The sequence below is a fragment of the Synechococcus sp. MIT2312 genome (genome assembly GCF_059772315.1).
Map to the genome: position 1 here is coordinate 643,344 of NZ_CM186281.1, position 13,490 is coordinate 656,833.

At 55.6% G+C, this 13,490-nt stretch carries 18 protein-coding genes; 10 read left to right on the plus strand and 8 right to left on the minus strand.

Going from position 1 to position 13,490, the window contains the following annotated elements; all coding sequences use genetic code 11:
- Positions 1-113 precede the first annotated feature (113 nt).
- A complete protein-coding gene (locus tag AC6EI9_RS03975) occupies positions 114-410 on the plus strand; it encodes a DUF3104 domain-containing protein (RefSeq protein WP_498469222.1) in 297 nt (98 codons plus the stop codon).
- A 740-nt stretch (positions 411-1,150) separates the two neighbouring features.
- Here the strand turns inward: AC6EI9_RS03975 and AC6EI9_RS03980 are convergent.
- A complete protein-coding gene (locus AC6EI9_RS03980; RefSeq protein ID WP_498469223.1) occupies positions 1,151-1,594 on the minus strand; it encodes a hypothetical protein in 444 nt (147 codons plus the stop codon).
- A gap of 241 nt (positions 1,595-1,835) precedes the next feature.
- Between AC6EI9_RS03980 and AC6EI9_RS03985 the strand changes: the two genes are divergently transcribed.
- Positions 1,836-2,264 (plus strand): NUDIX hydrolase, encoded by a 429-nt coding sequence (locus tag AC6EI9_RS03985; RefSeq protein ID WP_498469224.1) that lies wholly within the window; start codon positions 1,836-1,838, stop codon positions 2,262-2,264.
- Between the two features lie 34 nt (positions 2,265-2,298).
- On the opposite strand, the gene AC6EI9_RS03990 is transcribed toward AC6EI9_RS03985, so the two are convergent.
- A complete protein-coding gene (locus AC6EI9_RS03990; protein WP_498469225.1) occupies positions 2,299-2,481 on the minus strand; it encodes a hypothetical protein in 183 nt (60 codons plus the stop codon).
- Positions 2,482-2,519: 38 nt separating this feature from the next.
- On the opposite strand from AC6EI9_RS03990, the gene AC6EI9_RS03995 reads away from it, so the two are divergent.
- From AC6EI9_RS03995 to AC6EI9_RS04010, 4 genes are read left to right on the plus strand one after another with little or no spacing between them, the layout of a single operon-like run.
- Positions 2,520-3,329, plus strand: coding sequence for an ABC transporter ATP-binding protein (locus tag AC6EI9_RS03995; protein WP_498469227.1), 810 nt, complete (start codon positions 2,520-2,522; stop codon positions 3,327-3,329).
- Between the two features lie 31 nt (positions 3,330-3,360).
- On the plus strand, positions 3,361-4,065 hold the full coding sequence (locus tag AC6EI9_RS04000) for a ZIP family metal transporter (RefSeq protein WP_498469228.1): 705 nt from the start codon (positions 3,361-3,363) through the stop codon (positions 4,063-4,065).
- Between the two features lie 27 nt (positions 4,066-4,092).
- Positions 4,093-5,553: an iron uptake porin gene (locus tag AC6EI9_RS04005; protein WP_498469229.1), complete on the plus strand. Its 1,461-nt coding sequence runs from the start codon at positions 4,093-4,095 to the stop codon at positions 5,551-5,553.
- Between the two features lie 50 nt (positions 5,554-5,603).
- Positions 5,604-5,801: a hypothetical protein gene (locus AC6EI9_RS04010; protein ID WP_498469230.1), complete on the plus strand. Its 198-nt coding sequence runs from the start codon at positions 5,604-5,606 to the stop codon at positions 5,799-5,801.
- Here AC6EI9_RS04010 and AC6EI9_RS04015 read toward each other — a convergent pair.
- Positions 5,789-6,001 (minus strand): DUF6737 family protein, encoded by a 213-nt coding sequence (locus AC6EI9_RS04015; RefSeq protein ID WP_498469231.1) that lies wholly within the window; start codon positions 5,999-6,001, stop codon positions 5,789-5,791. The two genes, AC6EI9_RS04010 and AC6EI9_RS04015, sit on opposite strands and share 13 nt — an antisense overlap.
- Before the next feature lie 548 nt (positions 6,002-6,549).
- Here AC6EI9_RS04015 and AC6EI9_RS04020 point away from each other — a divergent pair.
- Positions 6,550-6,759, plus strand: a complete 210-nt coding sequence (locus AC6EI9_RS04020) for a hypothetical protein (RefSeq protein WP_498469232.1) — start codon at positions 6,550-6,552, stop codon at positions 6,757-6,759.
- A 327-nt stretch (positions 6,760-7,086) separates the two neighbouring features.
- Here AC6EI9_RS04020 and AC6EI9_RS04025 read toward each other — a convergent pair whose 3' ends face one another.
- Positions 7,087-7,722: a PCC domain-containing protein gene (locus AC6EI9_RS04025; RefSeq protein WP_498469233.1), complete on the minus strand. Its 636-nt coding sequence runs from the start codon at positions 7,720-7,722 to the stop codon at positions 7,087-7,089.
- Between the two features lie 87 nt (positions 7,723-7,809).
- Here AC6EI9_RS04025 and AC6EI9_RS04030 point away from each other — a divergent pair, with 87 nt between their 5' ends.
- Positions 7,810-8,046: a ribbon-helix-helix domain-containing protein gene (locus tag AC6EI9_RS04030; RefSeq protein ID WP_498469235.1), complete on the plus strand. Its 237-nt coding sequence runs from the start codon at positions 7,810-7,812 to the stop codon at positions 8,044-8,046.
- 74 nt (positions 8,047-8,120) lie between these two features.
- Here AC6EI9_RS04030 and AC6EI9_RS04035 read toward each other — a convergent pair whose 3' ends face one another.
- Positions 8,121-9,170 carry a transporter substrate-binding domain-containing protein gene (locus AC6EI9_RS04035; protein ID WP_498469237.1) on the minus strand — a complete coding sequence of 350 codons (1,050 nt, stop codon included), beginning with the start codon at positions 9,168-9,170 and terminating at the stop codon, positions 8,121-8,123.
- Positions 9,171-9,544: 374 nt separating this feature from the next.
- Between AC6EI9_RS04035 and pdeM the strand changes: the two genes are divergently transcribed.
- A complete protein-coding gene (gene pdeM, locus AC6EI9_RS04040; protein WP_498469907.1) occupies positions 9,545-10,189 on the plus strand; it encodes a ligase-associated DNA damage response endonuclease PdeM in 645 nt (214 codons plus the stop codon).
- Positions 10,183-11,685, plus strand: coding sequence for a hypothetical protein (locus AC6EI9_RS04045; protein ID WP_498469908.1), 1,503 nt, complete (start codon positions 10,183-10,185; stop codon positions 11,683-11,685). Before pdeM ends, AC6EI9_RS04045 begins: the two co-directional genes overlap by 7 nt.
- Positions 11,686-11,769: 84 nt before the next feature.
- On the opposite strand, the gene AC6EI9_RS04050 is transcribed toward AC6EI9_RS04045, so the two are convergent.
- The 3 genes from AC6EI9_RS04050 to AC6EI9_RS04060 form a co-directional block, all read right to left on the minus strand.
- Complete coding sequence (locus tag AC6EI9_RS04050) at positions 11,770-12,366, minus strand: hypothetical protein (RefSeq protein WP_498469239.1); 597 nt, start codon at positions 12,364-12,366, stop codon at positions 11,770-11,772.
- 314 nt (positions 12,367-12,680) lie between these two features.
- The gene (locus AC6EI9_RS04055) at positions 12,681-12,938 is read right to left on the minus strand and encodes a hypothetical protein (RefSeq protein WP_498469240.1); all 258 of its coding nucleotides are present in this window, start codon (positions 12,936-12,938) and stop codon (positions 12,681-12,683) included.
- Between the two features lie 62 nt (positions 12,939-13,000).
- Positions 13,001-13,474 (minus strand): L,D-transpeptidase, encoded by a 474-nt coding sequence (locus tag AC6EI9_RS04060; RefSeq protein WP_498469242.1) that lies wholly within the window; start codon positions 13,472-13,474, stop codon positions 13,001-13,003.
- Between the last annotated feature and the right edge of the window lie 16 nt (positions 13,475-13,490).

A 13,490-nucleotide genomic window follows, 5' to 3' on the forward strand; every position in this document is an offset into this window, starting at 1 on the left:
CCCAGGTGCACGAAAGATAGGCGCTGCATGCCAATCAAATCTGTTGGTTTCTAGTGGACTCTCTTGCCAGCCAACCCCAAGGCGGATAGAACGCCTGTACCAGCAGCGAGGCTATGAGCAGCGGTCGTGCATCGACTCCCTCAGCAAGCGCAAACCCTCTTGCACCTGAGGTCCTGGCTGTCAGGCCGGGAAACTTCGTAATCATCAGAGCTCAACAGCAGATTGCAGAGCCCTTTGTCGATGACTGGTGGCTGGGACAAATCCTTGGGTGTGGAGAAGAGGTCATTGACACCAGAGTCAGCGCTCTGCTGCAGGTGGCCAATGTTGACGACGGAGCATTGCACTGGGTCAAGGCGGAAGCAGTGACCCACGTTGTTCACGCGCTTGATGGCATTGGCGATGAACAGTGATTCGACGACGTCTTCTGGCCACAAACAAAACGTCGTCTCCACATTGGGACCCAACGTGCCAACAAGCAATGAGCGATTCGACGGATGCCAGAGCCCCCCTCGCTGATGGATAGTGATCGCATCAACGGGATTCGGAGGCGTTCAATGAGTAACGACGGTCCAACTGAGCACCCATTAGAAGCTGCCTGACTGGCCCGACAAGCCATACAGCCAGACGCTTCGACCCGCCCTACTCGGCCGACTGAGTAATGGGTTTGAGCAACATTCAGACAAGCCGTCTTCCTCTCACGGAGGGCGGCTTTTCTTGTGGGTGTGCCTTGACACGGGGGATGGCGAGGCACCCATCAAAACTTCAAAACAACCGCTGCTGATCCAATGCAGACCACACCCAAAAACGAAGTCCAAAACAAGAAGCCTGAGGCGAACAAAACCTTGACTCTTCTCGCTCGTCCTGTTTACCCCGGAACATCAGGACTATCCCGTGGTCGTGCCTGAAGCAGCGATCAACACCGGCCCAGTGCATGGCTTCGATCCTGAAGCCTCGATCAAAGGCCACTGCACATGCGAGATGAAATCCATGAGAGAAACATCGAAGCAAGTATCGCTCTCCAGCTGCTAATACTCGTGGATCCATGATGACGAACCATCATGGATCCACGAAGTGAACAGTTAAAAGCCAAAAATTCAAGACTTGGCATCTGCCAAAGGACTGGCTCCATCAGTCACTTCTGGGACAAGCTCTATGCCTCGTCTTCATCCTCATAGTCACTGAATGAGATGACGTATTGTTCATTATCATTCTTTTCAATTACCCATGCAAATACCCAACCATTCCCCTCACCTGTGTAGACCGTGCCCGACCATGATTCATCTTCATCTTCGACTTCAAGAATATCGTCTTCAGAAATACGCGCAGCTTTGGGAAACAGCTTCATGAACACCATCCCGGCCAACATCGATGCTTGTTCATCGCTCATGTAATTCAACTCGTCCTCGGTGAACCGGGTGCCATCGCTGGCGAAATCAGCCTCCAGCAGATTTCCATTGAGAGGGATGTTCTTGGCGTGACCCAATCCGACCTGAATTCGAGCTTCGTGGTCTGGACATCGTTCTGCCAGTGCAATGCGCTCTTTGGAGTCCGCGTCGAGGCTCCTGATCTTTGCGGCGAATTGTTCGAATTCCATGCTGTGAATAGTGGCTGAACCTCGGCCACTTGTCATTGGCATGCACCAAACGCTTGTCATCAAGCTGTGGCTGAAATGGCCTGCTATCCCAGAGGAGATCAGACCTGGCAATCAATACAGAAGGCAGTAGGTTTTTTCCTCGGCCCCTAGACGAAAGCTTTCAGTCGGCTGATCATCTCCTCCGCCTTGATGGCAAGCTCCACGCCAAAAAGGAACATCTCGGTATCCACGAAACAAGGCCATGGCCGTTGAATTCGCGATTGCAATGCTGCAGCAGCAAGGCCGATGGCTGCTGCAATTGCGCGATGAGAACCCCAGGATCGTCGCGCCAGGGTGCTGGGGGCTGTTCGGTGGCCATGTTGAACCCGGCGAAACCGCTCTCATCGCTGTGCGACGAGAACTCAACGAGGAAATCAGTTGGTGCCCAGATCAGCTGAAGATCTGGTTTCGGCATCAGGATGAGCAGCGCATTGTGCACGTCTTCACAGGCGAGCTCAGCGTGCCTCTTCAACAGCTGCAGCTGCGTGAAGGACAGGACATGAGATTGGCCAGTCCTGAACAGATCCGCTGCGGTCGGCTCTGGAGCAGCAAATTGAACGAAGAGCGTCCGCTGGCATCAGCGCTGTCGATGCTGGTCGAGAAACTGGACGAGATCACTCAGGCGGACTGAAACAACAACACGAGAACAAGCGCGATCAAAGCGATCAATATCCAAAACCTGAAACCACCTGAACCGCTTCGAGACGATCGAAGTGATCGTTTTCCTCCACTGGATCGACGAGCCTGCTGATCCGCAGGAACTCCGCAGTGGGAACACACCAGGCGTCCACCCAGCGAGCGATCAGCACGAAAGCTGGTGGAACCACAACGGGCACAACGGCGATCAAACATCAACACAACTTCTCGATAGGGCCAGAATCAACCGATGAAGCTTGATCAGGCAAGAGATACTGAACCAGCCTGGCTGGACTGTCAGGCCGTTGAGGCCTGGATCAATGGTCATCAGGTCGTCAAAGACCTGACGTTGCGTCTCGTGAGAGGAGAGTCAACGGCTGTACTCGGTCCCAATGGTGCTGGCAAAACCACGCTCGTGAAATTAATCAGCCGCGCGCTCTACCCAGTGGTCAAACCGGGATCGCATCTGCGCTTGTTCGGTTCGGAGACGGTCAATCTCTGGGCACTGCGCCAAAGACTCGGGGTCGTGAGCAGCGAAGTGGAACAGCGCATCCCGGCATCGCTCACTGGCCGGGAGCTCTTGCTGGCAGCTTTTTTCGGTTCCATCGGTCTCGGCAGAGACAGAACCCCCACCGCAGAACAGTGGTCGCGAACTGAAGCATTACTCCAAAGGATGGATCTTGATGGCCTAGCTGACGAAAACTACGGACAGCTGTCCGAAGGCCAACGTCGAAGGCTGCTGATTGCCAGAGCTCTGGTGCATGCACCGGAAGTGCTCGTGCTGGATGAACCCACCAACGCGCTTGATCTGCGCGCGAGACACGCCTTGTTGAGAACCCTGCGGGATCTGTGCCAACAAGGCACAACTCTGGTGCTGGTGACCCACCAGGTGGATGCCATCATCCCCGAGATTCAAAGAGTCGTCGGACTGCAGAACTGCCGCGTCAGCCTTGATGGCCCAGCTGAAGACACACTCACCGGACCCAGGCTTTCAGCACTGTTCGACACACCACTGGTCGTTGTGCAGGCCGGAGGTTACCGCCAGGTCTTGCCAGGGTGACCATGATTAATGATGCCCGCACGAGGCTGATGTGCTTCTGATCCTGCCGGCCATCAGCATGGCCTTTGGCGGTCTGCTTGGTAGCCGCATCAGACCTGGCAAACGCTTTCGAGCAGTGGTTGCCCATCTGGTGGGCGGTCTGGTGCTGGGCATTGCAGCAGCCGACCTGATGCCGGCCGCCAGCAACAGCGGTCACCCAGCTGCACTGGCCATCGGTTTCTGCCTGGGCTTCTCGCTGTTGCTGGTGATCAATGCGGTTCTGGAAGAGCCCCACGACAGCCCGGAACAGGGTCGGCCTCGACCGATGCTGCTGTTGATGTTGCCCTTTCTCGTGGACAGCCTGATCGATGGGCTGGTGGTAGGCATCAGCAGTGAAGCCGCGGAACAGCAGTGGGTGATTCCAGTGGCCGTTGCCCTTGAAATGGGATTAGCGACCCTCGGGCTTGGGACTCTGCTAGGCCGTGGTGCCGGTCGCTGGAGAAGCGCGCTGTCAGGTGCACTGATGGCTGTCACCTACCTGATCGGCCTGAGTACCAGCCTCTTGATCACCAATGGGTTGCAGGGCCCTGCACTGACCGGCACACTCGCATTCGGTACAGCGGCTTTGATCTACCTGGTGGTGGAAGAGGTGATGAAGGAAGCCCACGCACGCGGAGAAGATGATTCAGGCCTGGTCAATGTGGCTTTTTTCATTGGTCTGCTCTGCATCTGGCTTCTGGACAGCATCACCACCTGAGTTGTGAGCTGCCTCAACTCACAAGCCTTGATCCACACTGCATCGCTGGCGGTCATGCTCGCGATTCAGGCCGTTCAAGGTTCTGCGCAGCCTCAACAACGCGAACAGGCCTCACCATCAATCTCCCCCCAGCTGCAGGAGCTGTTTCAACAAGCTGATTGCACATCAGCGCAGCCTCTGCGAGATCGCGATCAGGCCGCGGATGTTCTTCAGCAATGCCTGGAGGAGGCACTCAACATCAACGATCCGCTCCAAAGGCTTCTGAACGAACTTCAAGCGGAGCGCAGAGCACTCAACCTGCAGCTGCTGAGGGTTGAGCAACAAACCAAGGAACTGGAGAGTCTCTCCTTTTCTCCAACCACGCGCCTTCAAGGCGTGAGCACATTCATCGTCGGAGGCAACACCTTTTCCGGAACGGAGGGAGATCTGCTCAACTCTGTGCGCAGCAGTTACGGAACGCTGGAATTCGGATACGACCAGAAATTGATGCTGCGCACCAGCTTCACCGGCAAAGACCTGCTGAATCTCAGGCTGCGGGGGGGCAATTTAGACACAACCAATGACAGCTTCGGAGGGGGTGGACCCAGCAAACTCTCCGAACTGGAGGTGGCCTTCCAACAAAACCGCACTCCCGACCTGATCGGGGTGAACCGAGCCTGGTACCAGTTCCCGCTTGGCCAGGACTGGACATTGACGCTGGGCAGCCGGGTGAACCAGAGCGTGATGCTGGCGTTGCGACCCAGCGTTTACCCCGAGGAAACGGTTTTGGACCTGTTCACCCAGGCCGGTGCCTCTGGTGCGTACAGCAGCAATCTTGGAGCTGGTGGCGGTGTGATCTGGCAGAGAGGTCCGCTGAGCGTGAGTGCGAATTACATCGCTGGCCAGGGCCATGAAGGCTCTGAAGGTTCCGGGTTGATTGGTGATGAGTCCGGAAGCAGCAGCACGTTGCAGCTTGGATATGCCAGGCAGAACTGGGGCGTTGCGGCTGCATTGGTGGCGATCGAGAATGGTTTCGGAATCATTGACTACGCCAGTCCGTACACCCTGCGCAGCTACGAACAACCTGGAATCACCACCAGCACGGCGATCAGCGGCTACTGGCAACCATCGACAGATGGCTGGATTCCCTCAGTGAGTCTCGGCTGGGGCTGGAACAGCACGCGCTACCGCGAAGGAGTTGATCGCACAGGACTCGTTGCCATATCCCAGTCTTGGACTGTTGCGGTTCAGTGGAGCGATCTGTTCAACACGGGAACAGCCATGGGAGCGGCGGTCGGTCAGCCGATCATTGCCACAGCGCTGGTTGACGGGACAAACCCCGACGATGCTGGCTATGTCATGGAGTGGTGGACGATGCTGCCGGTCACGGATGCCATCACAGTCACACCGGCCGTGTTCTTTTTGAGCCGACCGCTGGGGGCTGACACCCCTGAAGGACAGCAGCTGAACCAGCTTGGTGCTCTTGTAAAAACCACTTTGCGCTTCTAGTTCACGGGGGAGGCGGTGTCATAACCTCGCCTCGCCTGCAGGCTGAAGCCTTGAACAGCAACGCCAGAATCGACGCCCTTCAGTTGATGCTGACCGATCTGCGCATGCGCAACGAACCAATCCGGCACAAGGCGGCGTTTCGAGGCTGCCAGCCCGAATTTCAGGCTCTGGTCACCAAGCTGATTGAACAGCTCGAAGCCGAACTGATGGAAGAGAAACAACGTTTCAGAAGCGCTCAACGCGGCTGATTCTTGTAGGCGGTGGGAGCAATCACTAGAAACAGCATCCACCAAGCCACAACGATCACTGCAATCGGGATGGTGACCCAGAGGCGATGCAGCACCAGCCAACTGCCGGAGATGGCGAGGACTCCGGTGAGAAGGATCGTCCAGGGCTGACACCACCAGGGTTTTTCAGCCCAGAGATCTGGTAGAGGAGCATCAGACACCGCAGATTCCCAAGGACTCCCTCACCATGGAGTTGTACACCCATGCGTCATAGCAGTGAGTTCACTGCTGGTAAGAATGTCCTCCATAAAATTCCAAATGCATCAGAGGAAAGATCAGATTGCACGGCCATGACGTGGCTGAGGATCAGTGTGCAACTGATAGAGAGATGCATTCAATTAAGCCTTAAGAACGCAGCAATGGATCTCGGTGGAGACAACACGCTTCAACAGACTTCGCAACAGCATCTCAATCAAAGCAGCCAGTGTTAACACTGAATGATTGCATTGGTTGGCATCTTTTCGTCCTTTCCAGAGCTCCGAAACGCTCTGATCACACATATTCATCCAAAAGACATCAACACAACAGATACCCAATTGCTGTTCACTGGGGCAAATCGCAATCATTGAATTCAAATGAGACAGTCAGCACAAAACTCACAGGCACTCCATCGACATCCGAAGAGTTCCATCACTTTGTTGCAAGCCTGACCTGTGCCATCAGGCTGGCTAGGTTTCAAACCTGACGAGCGCCACGGTCCTTCAACATCTTGAGCATCACCAAATGGCTAGAGGCTCGCGCCAAGCTTGCTGAACTGATCGAGACCATGGAGGAAGAGGCTTTGGCCTCAGACCTCGATAGCGATCAGCTCTGGCCCCCTGGCCGCGGCAAGCTGACACCGTTGGACAGGATTAATGCGCTGCACAACGAGATTGAGCAGCTATGCATCGAGCTCCCAGAACTGCCCAATTCGCGCTAACTCCTTGCCAACTTAGGAAGGGGGAGTTTCAACGCTTCAGCAAGAGCTTCAGCAAAAGTCGCCAAAATGACTGGGTAGCTTTTTGATAAGCGCCCTGTCTCAAAATCCATAAAACCTTGAGACACTGCGCTGAAAACAGCCAACAGAGGACTCATTAGGACACGACATTCTTATGCCAAACAAACTACATATTCCCAAAAATAAGTTAAGGCAGTGACCAAGACCAGTGTTATCGAACCCTTCGTTCAAACAATTACTTGACATTCATTCTGTTCTCCAACTTGCTCTTCAGGACAAGCAGAATGAATGGCCCCAGCTGTAAACGCTTTAGGCCTGCCTGGGTTTTGCCATCGCCCTGAACGAGGGCTGCAAAGCGAGCTGGGCGAGGTCGTCATAACCCCCAACCACCTCTCCATCAATGAAGACCTGCGGGAAAGTCTTCATACCGCTGCGTTGTCGGAATGCCTCGAAGCGATCGTCAGATTCGATTGTTTCCAGGCGGTGGGGAATGGACAACCTTTCCAGTAGCTGCCTGGCCCGCAAACTCCATGGACATCCGGGAAGCACTGCCAGCTCGACGCGCTCCTCGAACTGGACAGGTTCCTGGTCAGACGGCTGAATCGTCTGAGCAGTGGGCAAACCGCTCAAGCCGAGAAGCAGCTGAGCACCCTTGAGAACAGTGGTTCCTGGCTCAAGATGCCCTCCCCAGACCTGACAGGCGCCATCTGAAAGGCTGAGATGAAGATGTACACCGGAGGGCGAAAAGGTTCCATTCAGCGTGATGACCTCGAGCTCCCCACTCATCCGCGTTGGCTGCTGTTGACCAGGACAGCGAAACGTGGCCTGAGAAAGATTGCCGACGATCCCGAGAACAAAGCCACTGAGCTGTTGCTGCATCGCCAGCTCAGACAGAGTCAGATGGAGGTCCTGACCGGGCTCAAGCTCTAGAGGCAGGGTCTCCATCCAGACAGATCATGAAACCGCGTCAGGTTACGCCAAGCCGTCGAGCACCCAGTCGGTACGATTTGGTTACGTTGCTAACACGAAAACGTGTCATTCCTGAAAAGTTTGCTGGAAGAGCTGCAGGAACAACTGCAAAGCGAATCAACCGATGTCACAGCGGCTCAGGTTGCTGATGCTGCGGAGTCGGAACGACTCAATGTGACGTTGGCAGGCGGGGTGATGAGTCGCCTCAAACAGCAAGCCCTTGCCGAGGGTCGTAGCTGCAGCAGCCTGGCCAACTTCCTGATCGAAGACGGACTGCGCCGGCACGGAACGCTCAGCTGAAGCCAGGGATGCGCATGCATTGCCCATCATCGAAGCAGCCGATCACTGAAGCAGCCGATCACTCAAGCAACCGATCACTCAAGCAGCCGATCGGTGATCGACTTCACTTCGCCGCTTCGCTGCATCTCCAGAAGCTCGACATCAATTGGCGTGCGCAAAGCGCTGTTGGTCGGAATCACAAACCCGTAGGTCTGACTCGCAAGCGCGAAAGGAGCCATCTTGAATGGCGCCTGAGGTTTCTGCTGCAGGTAATAACGAAGAGGAGCCTCATCAAACAAAACGGCCGCAACCTCACCCTGCGACAACAGATCAATGGCCTGGTCAAGGCTTACGGATTCACGGGCCCGGGCCCCATAAATTTTGGCCCAGGTGCCGCTGGTGGTTCCGGCCACCACCGAAACAGTCTTGCCTCGAAGATCGGAGCGAGCCTGAATGGCAGAGGGTTCCAGCTTCGACAACGACACGGTGAATGCCGAAGCCAGACCTGCCGTGATCGAGGACAGCGCCAACAACGACATCAACATCCAGATGCCTGCAATGGTGCGACCGGCTCTGGTTATGGGAGATCGATCTCCATAGCCAACTGTCGTGAGCGTCACCAGGGCAAACCACATGCCGTTACCGACTCCATGCAGGTATTGAGGTGGGAAGTGCTCAACATTGCGGCGACGCTCAGCCAGCCAGATCAGATTGCCAACCAAGAACAGAAGGATCATCAAACCACCCAGTGATGACAGCGCCGCCCAACCGAAGAAGGGTTTGAACCTTGCCCATAACCCAGGAGCCTTCACGGGAATCATCAACCCCTCCTTGCCGTTGAAGTAGGGCTGGGTGAAATCAATTCTGGGGTTCGCCAGTCGGTCGGGGGTGATGCTGATCGGACCAACAGCAAGGTCAACATCGCCGTTTTCCACGGCCTGCAGATTGGCCTCCGTATTCGGCTGATAGATCAATTCATAGGGTTCATTGAGGCGGTTCGCCACTTCTTCCCAGATCTGAATGCTGATCCCCTGAACAGGTTCACCCTTCGGCATGACGAACGGCGGGGCACCACTGACTCCAACGCGTAAAGGCTCTGCCAGTGCCGCACCTGGAACAGCAACACTGATGAAACCGGCGAGCAACAAAGAAATCCTGGGAACTCTGATCAAACCTTTCACCCGTTGTTCTCAAGACGCTTGACGATCACGCCCATGGCGATGAGTGATCCCAGAAGGGCAAGCAACAAAGCGAGGGTCATCAGAAGTCAATCGACTCGTGCATTCTGAGGTTGCCACCTCAGATGCTGAGAAACCATTCCCTGTAGCCCAATGAAGGGCGAAACATGCTTTTGAAACACTTCCGTGTTTTGCAAGCAAAATGGTGCAAATCTCAGCTGAGCGTTCCACTGTTGACTGCCATCAACATTGAAAACAACAGCAAACAGGTTGATGGCAAGCCAACAGCCCATGCAGACACAGCCAGTACGCATTGTCGCTGGCAATGGCGCAACGAGCAGCTGGTTCTGCTGGCTCAGAAAGCCATCTGGCGGCCATCCAGTGAGGAACTCTTTGTTGCCGATCTGCATCTTGGCAAGGCAGAGGTGTTCCAGGCCTGCGGAATTCCACTCCCCAGCGATGACGACAGGGGCACACTGCAGCGTCTGGAGAAACTCTGTCAGCAGTGGAATCCAAAACGTGTGATCATCCTTGGAGATTTGATCCATGGCCCACTCGGGCTCACCCAGCGCCTGAAGGACGATCTCAGCAACATGCACAACCGCTTAAACGCTGAAGTGCTGCTGATCGGCGGCAACCATGACCGCCACCTGCAGGCGAGTGCTTTCCCTCAGCATCCTGCCTTCAGACTGGGAGAACTCTGGCTCAGCCACGAACCGGAACAGCCCACGGACGGGCGTGCTGGCTTGAATCTTTGCGGACATATTCACCCAACAGCCACTCTTCGCCAGGGATCAGATCGACTCAGGCTTCCTTGCTTCGCCTATGACCACGTGGAACAGCGAATGCTCATTCCGGCGTTCGGAGAGTTGACGGGGGGGCACGACTGCCGTCACGGTTACCGCAAATGGCTGGTTGCCGAGGGCAGCATCGTTCCTTGGCTCGATCCCGCGCCGGCGTTCAGAGGGTCCAAACAGACATGGTGACGCGGGCTCGTTCCACCACTGCTGCGCCTCCGACCAAGAGACGGGTTCGGCGCCGTCGTCCCCGTCCGAAACGACTGCGTAAACGCTGGTTGGTTCTGGGTGTTCCCCTTGGAGTGCTTGCAACCCTTATCGCACTGGCCCCCGGAACTCCTCAGCCCGATGTCAGCTCAACACTGGAAAGGAAAACCAGTGGTGCTGCTCGTGGAGCTTTCCGCTATCAGTCGGATGACGAGGTCTACGCACTCGATTTCGACCCGAGAAAGGTGCGTCTTGGACTGCTCGAGGGCTGGGACCGCGAGCAGGATGCCTTTGAGGATTCTGCGGCTCTGGCCTACATATCAGGCCCGATGTACGAACGCCACATCGACAACGGTGGACAGGAGATCACCGTTCCACTCGGGGATCTGAAATTCGGGCAGAAGGTCTGGCTGGGCAGGAACCGAACAGCATCCCGCCAACGAGCGTTCGTGGGGATCAAAAAAAATGGAGCCGTGGACTTTGGCTATGGAGAACTCACTCCGGAACATGCCAGGACCTACGACATGTTTGTGGGTGGTTTACACAGTGTCTACAACGATCTGAACGCCCCCCCCGACAGCTACAAGGGTGCTTACAGCATCAGCATGGGCCAGCGCATTCGTTATTACCTGCCCAGGATCCGGATGGTCTACGGACTGCGCAGCGATGGCCGGCTGGAAATGTTGATGAGCAGGGACGGCCTCACTCTGGAGCAGACCAGGGAGCTGGCCCGTCGCCGGGGTCTGGTGGCCGCCTACATGCCTGATCACGCCTCCAAGAGTCGCCTGATCATTCCGGGAGTGAAGGGATTTACGGAGGAAGACGCCAACTGGATCAGCGGTGGTGCAACCAGCTTTGTGCACGTGCCCTACTTGCTGCGGCTGAGTGAACGCCGCTTCCACTTGCAAGGCGGCCTGGCTGGGAACCTCAGCGAAAGGCTGCGCTCAAAGGTGGAATGCCAGGGTCCACTCGACTGCGCCGAAGTTGCTGGTCATCGTCTGATGGACAGGGCCCTTGCTGGGCTGAATCGCGTGATGGAGCAAGGGGTGGAGCCCGTTGCCCGATTGATCTGGAAGCCGAAACAGCAACCCCTGAAGCCAGGCCTCTCTCAGGACGAACCAGTTGGCAAGCCCGAACGATCGCCCTTACCAGAACCTCCCATCACCGCTGATCCCCTTGTGCTGCTTGAACAGCCGCAGCCCCGCGAAGAATTCGACGCAGAGGCGCCTGCATCGTTGTTTCCTCCCTTCGAACGCGATCTTCCTCCAGATCTCCCTCCACCCGTTCTGCTGACACCGGAACCGTTGGACGGTGAAAGCTCCACGGCGCTTCCCTCTGCAGATTCGGGTCAAGCACCGCCAATCACTGAATCCATTGAAGACTCAGAGCCTGATGGGGATCCAAGGCCAAGTCTGTCTCAGACCGATGCAATGGTCGGGGCACCGCCACCACCCTTGCTGCCGCCGCCAGCGCCCTGAAATCAGCCTCGCGCTGGACCATGGCAAAGTTGTCAAATCAGACAATGGCTCCAAACTTGTTTAAGAATCCAACTGATTTCAGGGTCAAGACTTACACCTCCACGCACTTATTTTCTCATCAAAAACAACACCTTCCTGACATCCAGGCTGAATAAATGCGGTGTCAATTGGAGTTGAAGAGTCCACTTTTTTGCCATCATTACAATACCAAGCTGTTCCCATCGTGCCGTTCTTCATATACACAGCTCCCTTTTCGCATCCCTGATGAATGAAGGCATTGTCAAAGCACTGCCAACTTTGACCAACCACTCTAGGAAAAGAACGTTCCTCAGACTTCCAGACTGGTCCGTATTGAACGCTATGTTTATCAGACGTACATCCAGAAACAATATTGCACTGGTCATATTGAGTTTGAGGTCCGACCAATTGACCATCGGTGCAATACCACCCTTCACCCATCGAGCCCTTCTGACTGAATCCAGCCCCCTTCTTGCACCCTGAATGAATAAAACAGGCATCTGCTCCTCCACTGGAAGCGAGCTGCTTGATTTCTCGTTCACCCGTGTTGATCTTGATTTTGATTTCGGCCGCCAAACTCTCAGAGCCTGTACCCCAGAACAAAGACAAAGGCACCGCTGCCAGGGCTGATAGGGAGACGAGCCAACTCTTCCTCACTGACATGGATCTGGTCAATCGGTGATGTCCAGATTCCTAGCAACAGACTCAGGACTGTGCAGCATGGCGATACATGCAACCTCGGCCTGACATGCAAGTTCCAACATCTCGCGGTGATGGATTCAGACAATCCCGACGACGGCAAACCAAACCCAATCCGAACAAAGTCTCATGTCATGCTTTCAATGTGCACGATTCATCTGATCAAATGATGTGCCCTTGGGCGCTGATTAAACGACACCACAACCAGAACGACTTGTTGTGTGGATGGCAGAGACCCTCAACTCTCAGATTTAAGCGTTCAGGGTGATTGGTGATTGCTAACGGCGGAAGAGGCCATTGCAATCTCCTGACGCAGGTGTCTTGAAGCAGATGTTTTCCGGCGACCAGTAGCCAACGGCAGGAAAGCGAAGCCCCTGACGACGAGCTTCTGCATTCACCGCTTCAACGCCGCGTGCGGTGACCAGCACATGGCCCGGTGCTTCCACTTGATCAAGGAAGGTCTGTTCAGGCATCTCCTTTTGAGGGGAAGCGAACACCGGACTGGCGATCAGCGCGAGCACAGAACCGAACAACATTGGAGAAGCGGTGCGTACAGACATCATCGAGCGGCAGCGAATGAAAGCAAACAAGACAGGAATCAGTTGGGAGTCACAACGACAGGAGTCCCGACGTCCACCTGTTGGAACAGTGTGACCACATCCTTGTTCAGCATGCGAATGCATCCAAGGCTGACGGCCGATCGCAGCTTCACCCAATTGGGCCAGGCTGTTCCATGAATCGCATATTCGCCTGATCCGATCTGGAAATAGGCCATGTAGCGAACACCCACCGGATTCTTGGGGCCCGGGGCAATCACTTTGCCGCCCTTGTGATACACAGGGGCCTCCTCTTTGCGAGTGATGGCGTAGCTGCCAGCAGGGGTCGGAGATTCAGGAGCACCGATCGCAACGGGGAAGCGCTCCACCACCTTTCCGTTATCGAACAACGTCAGATAACGGTCCTTGAGGCTGATTTCAATGGCCTTCTCAGCCCGTGCTGGCCCCTGGATCAGGCCGAGGGTCAGCAAAGCCAACCCTGCAGATACGGCACTCCGCCTCAATTGCACAACCATGCCTCAGGACTCACAT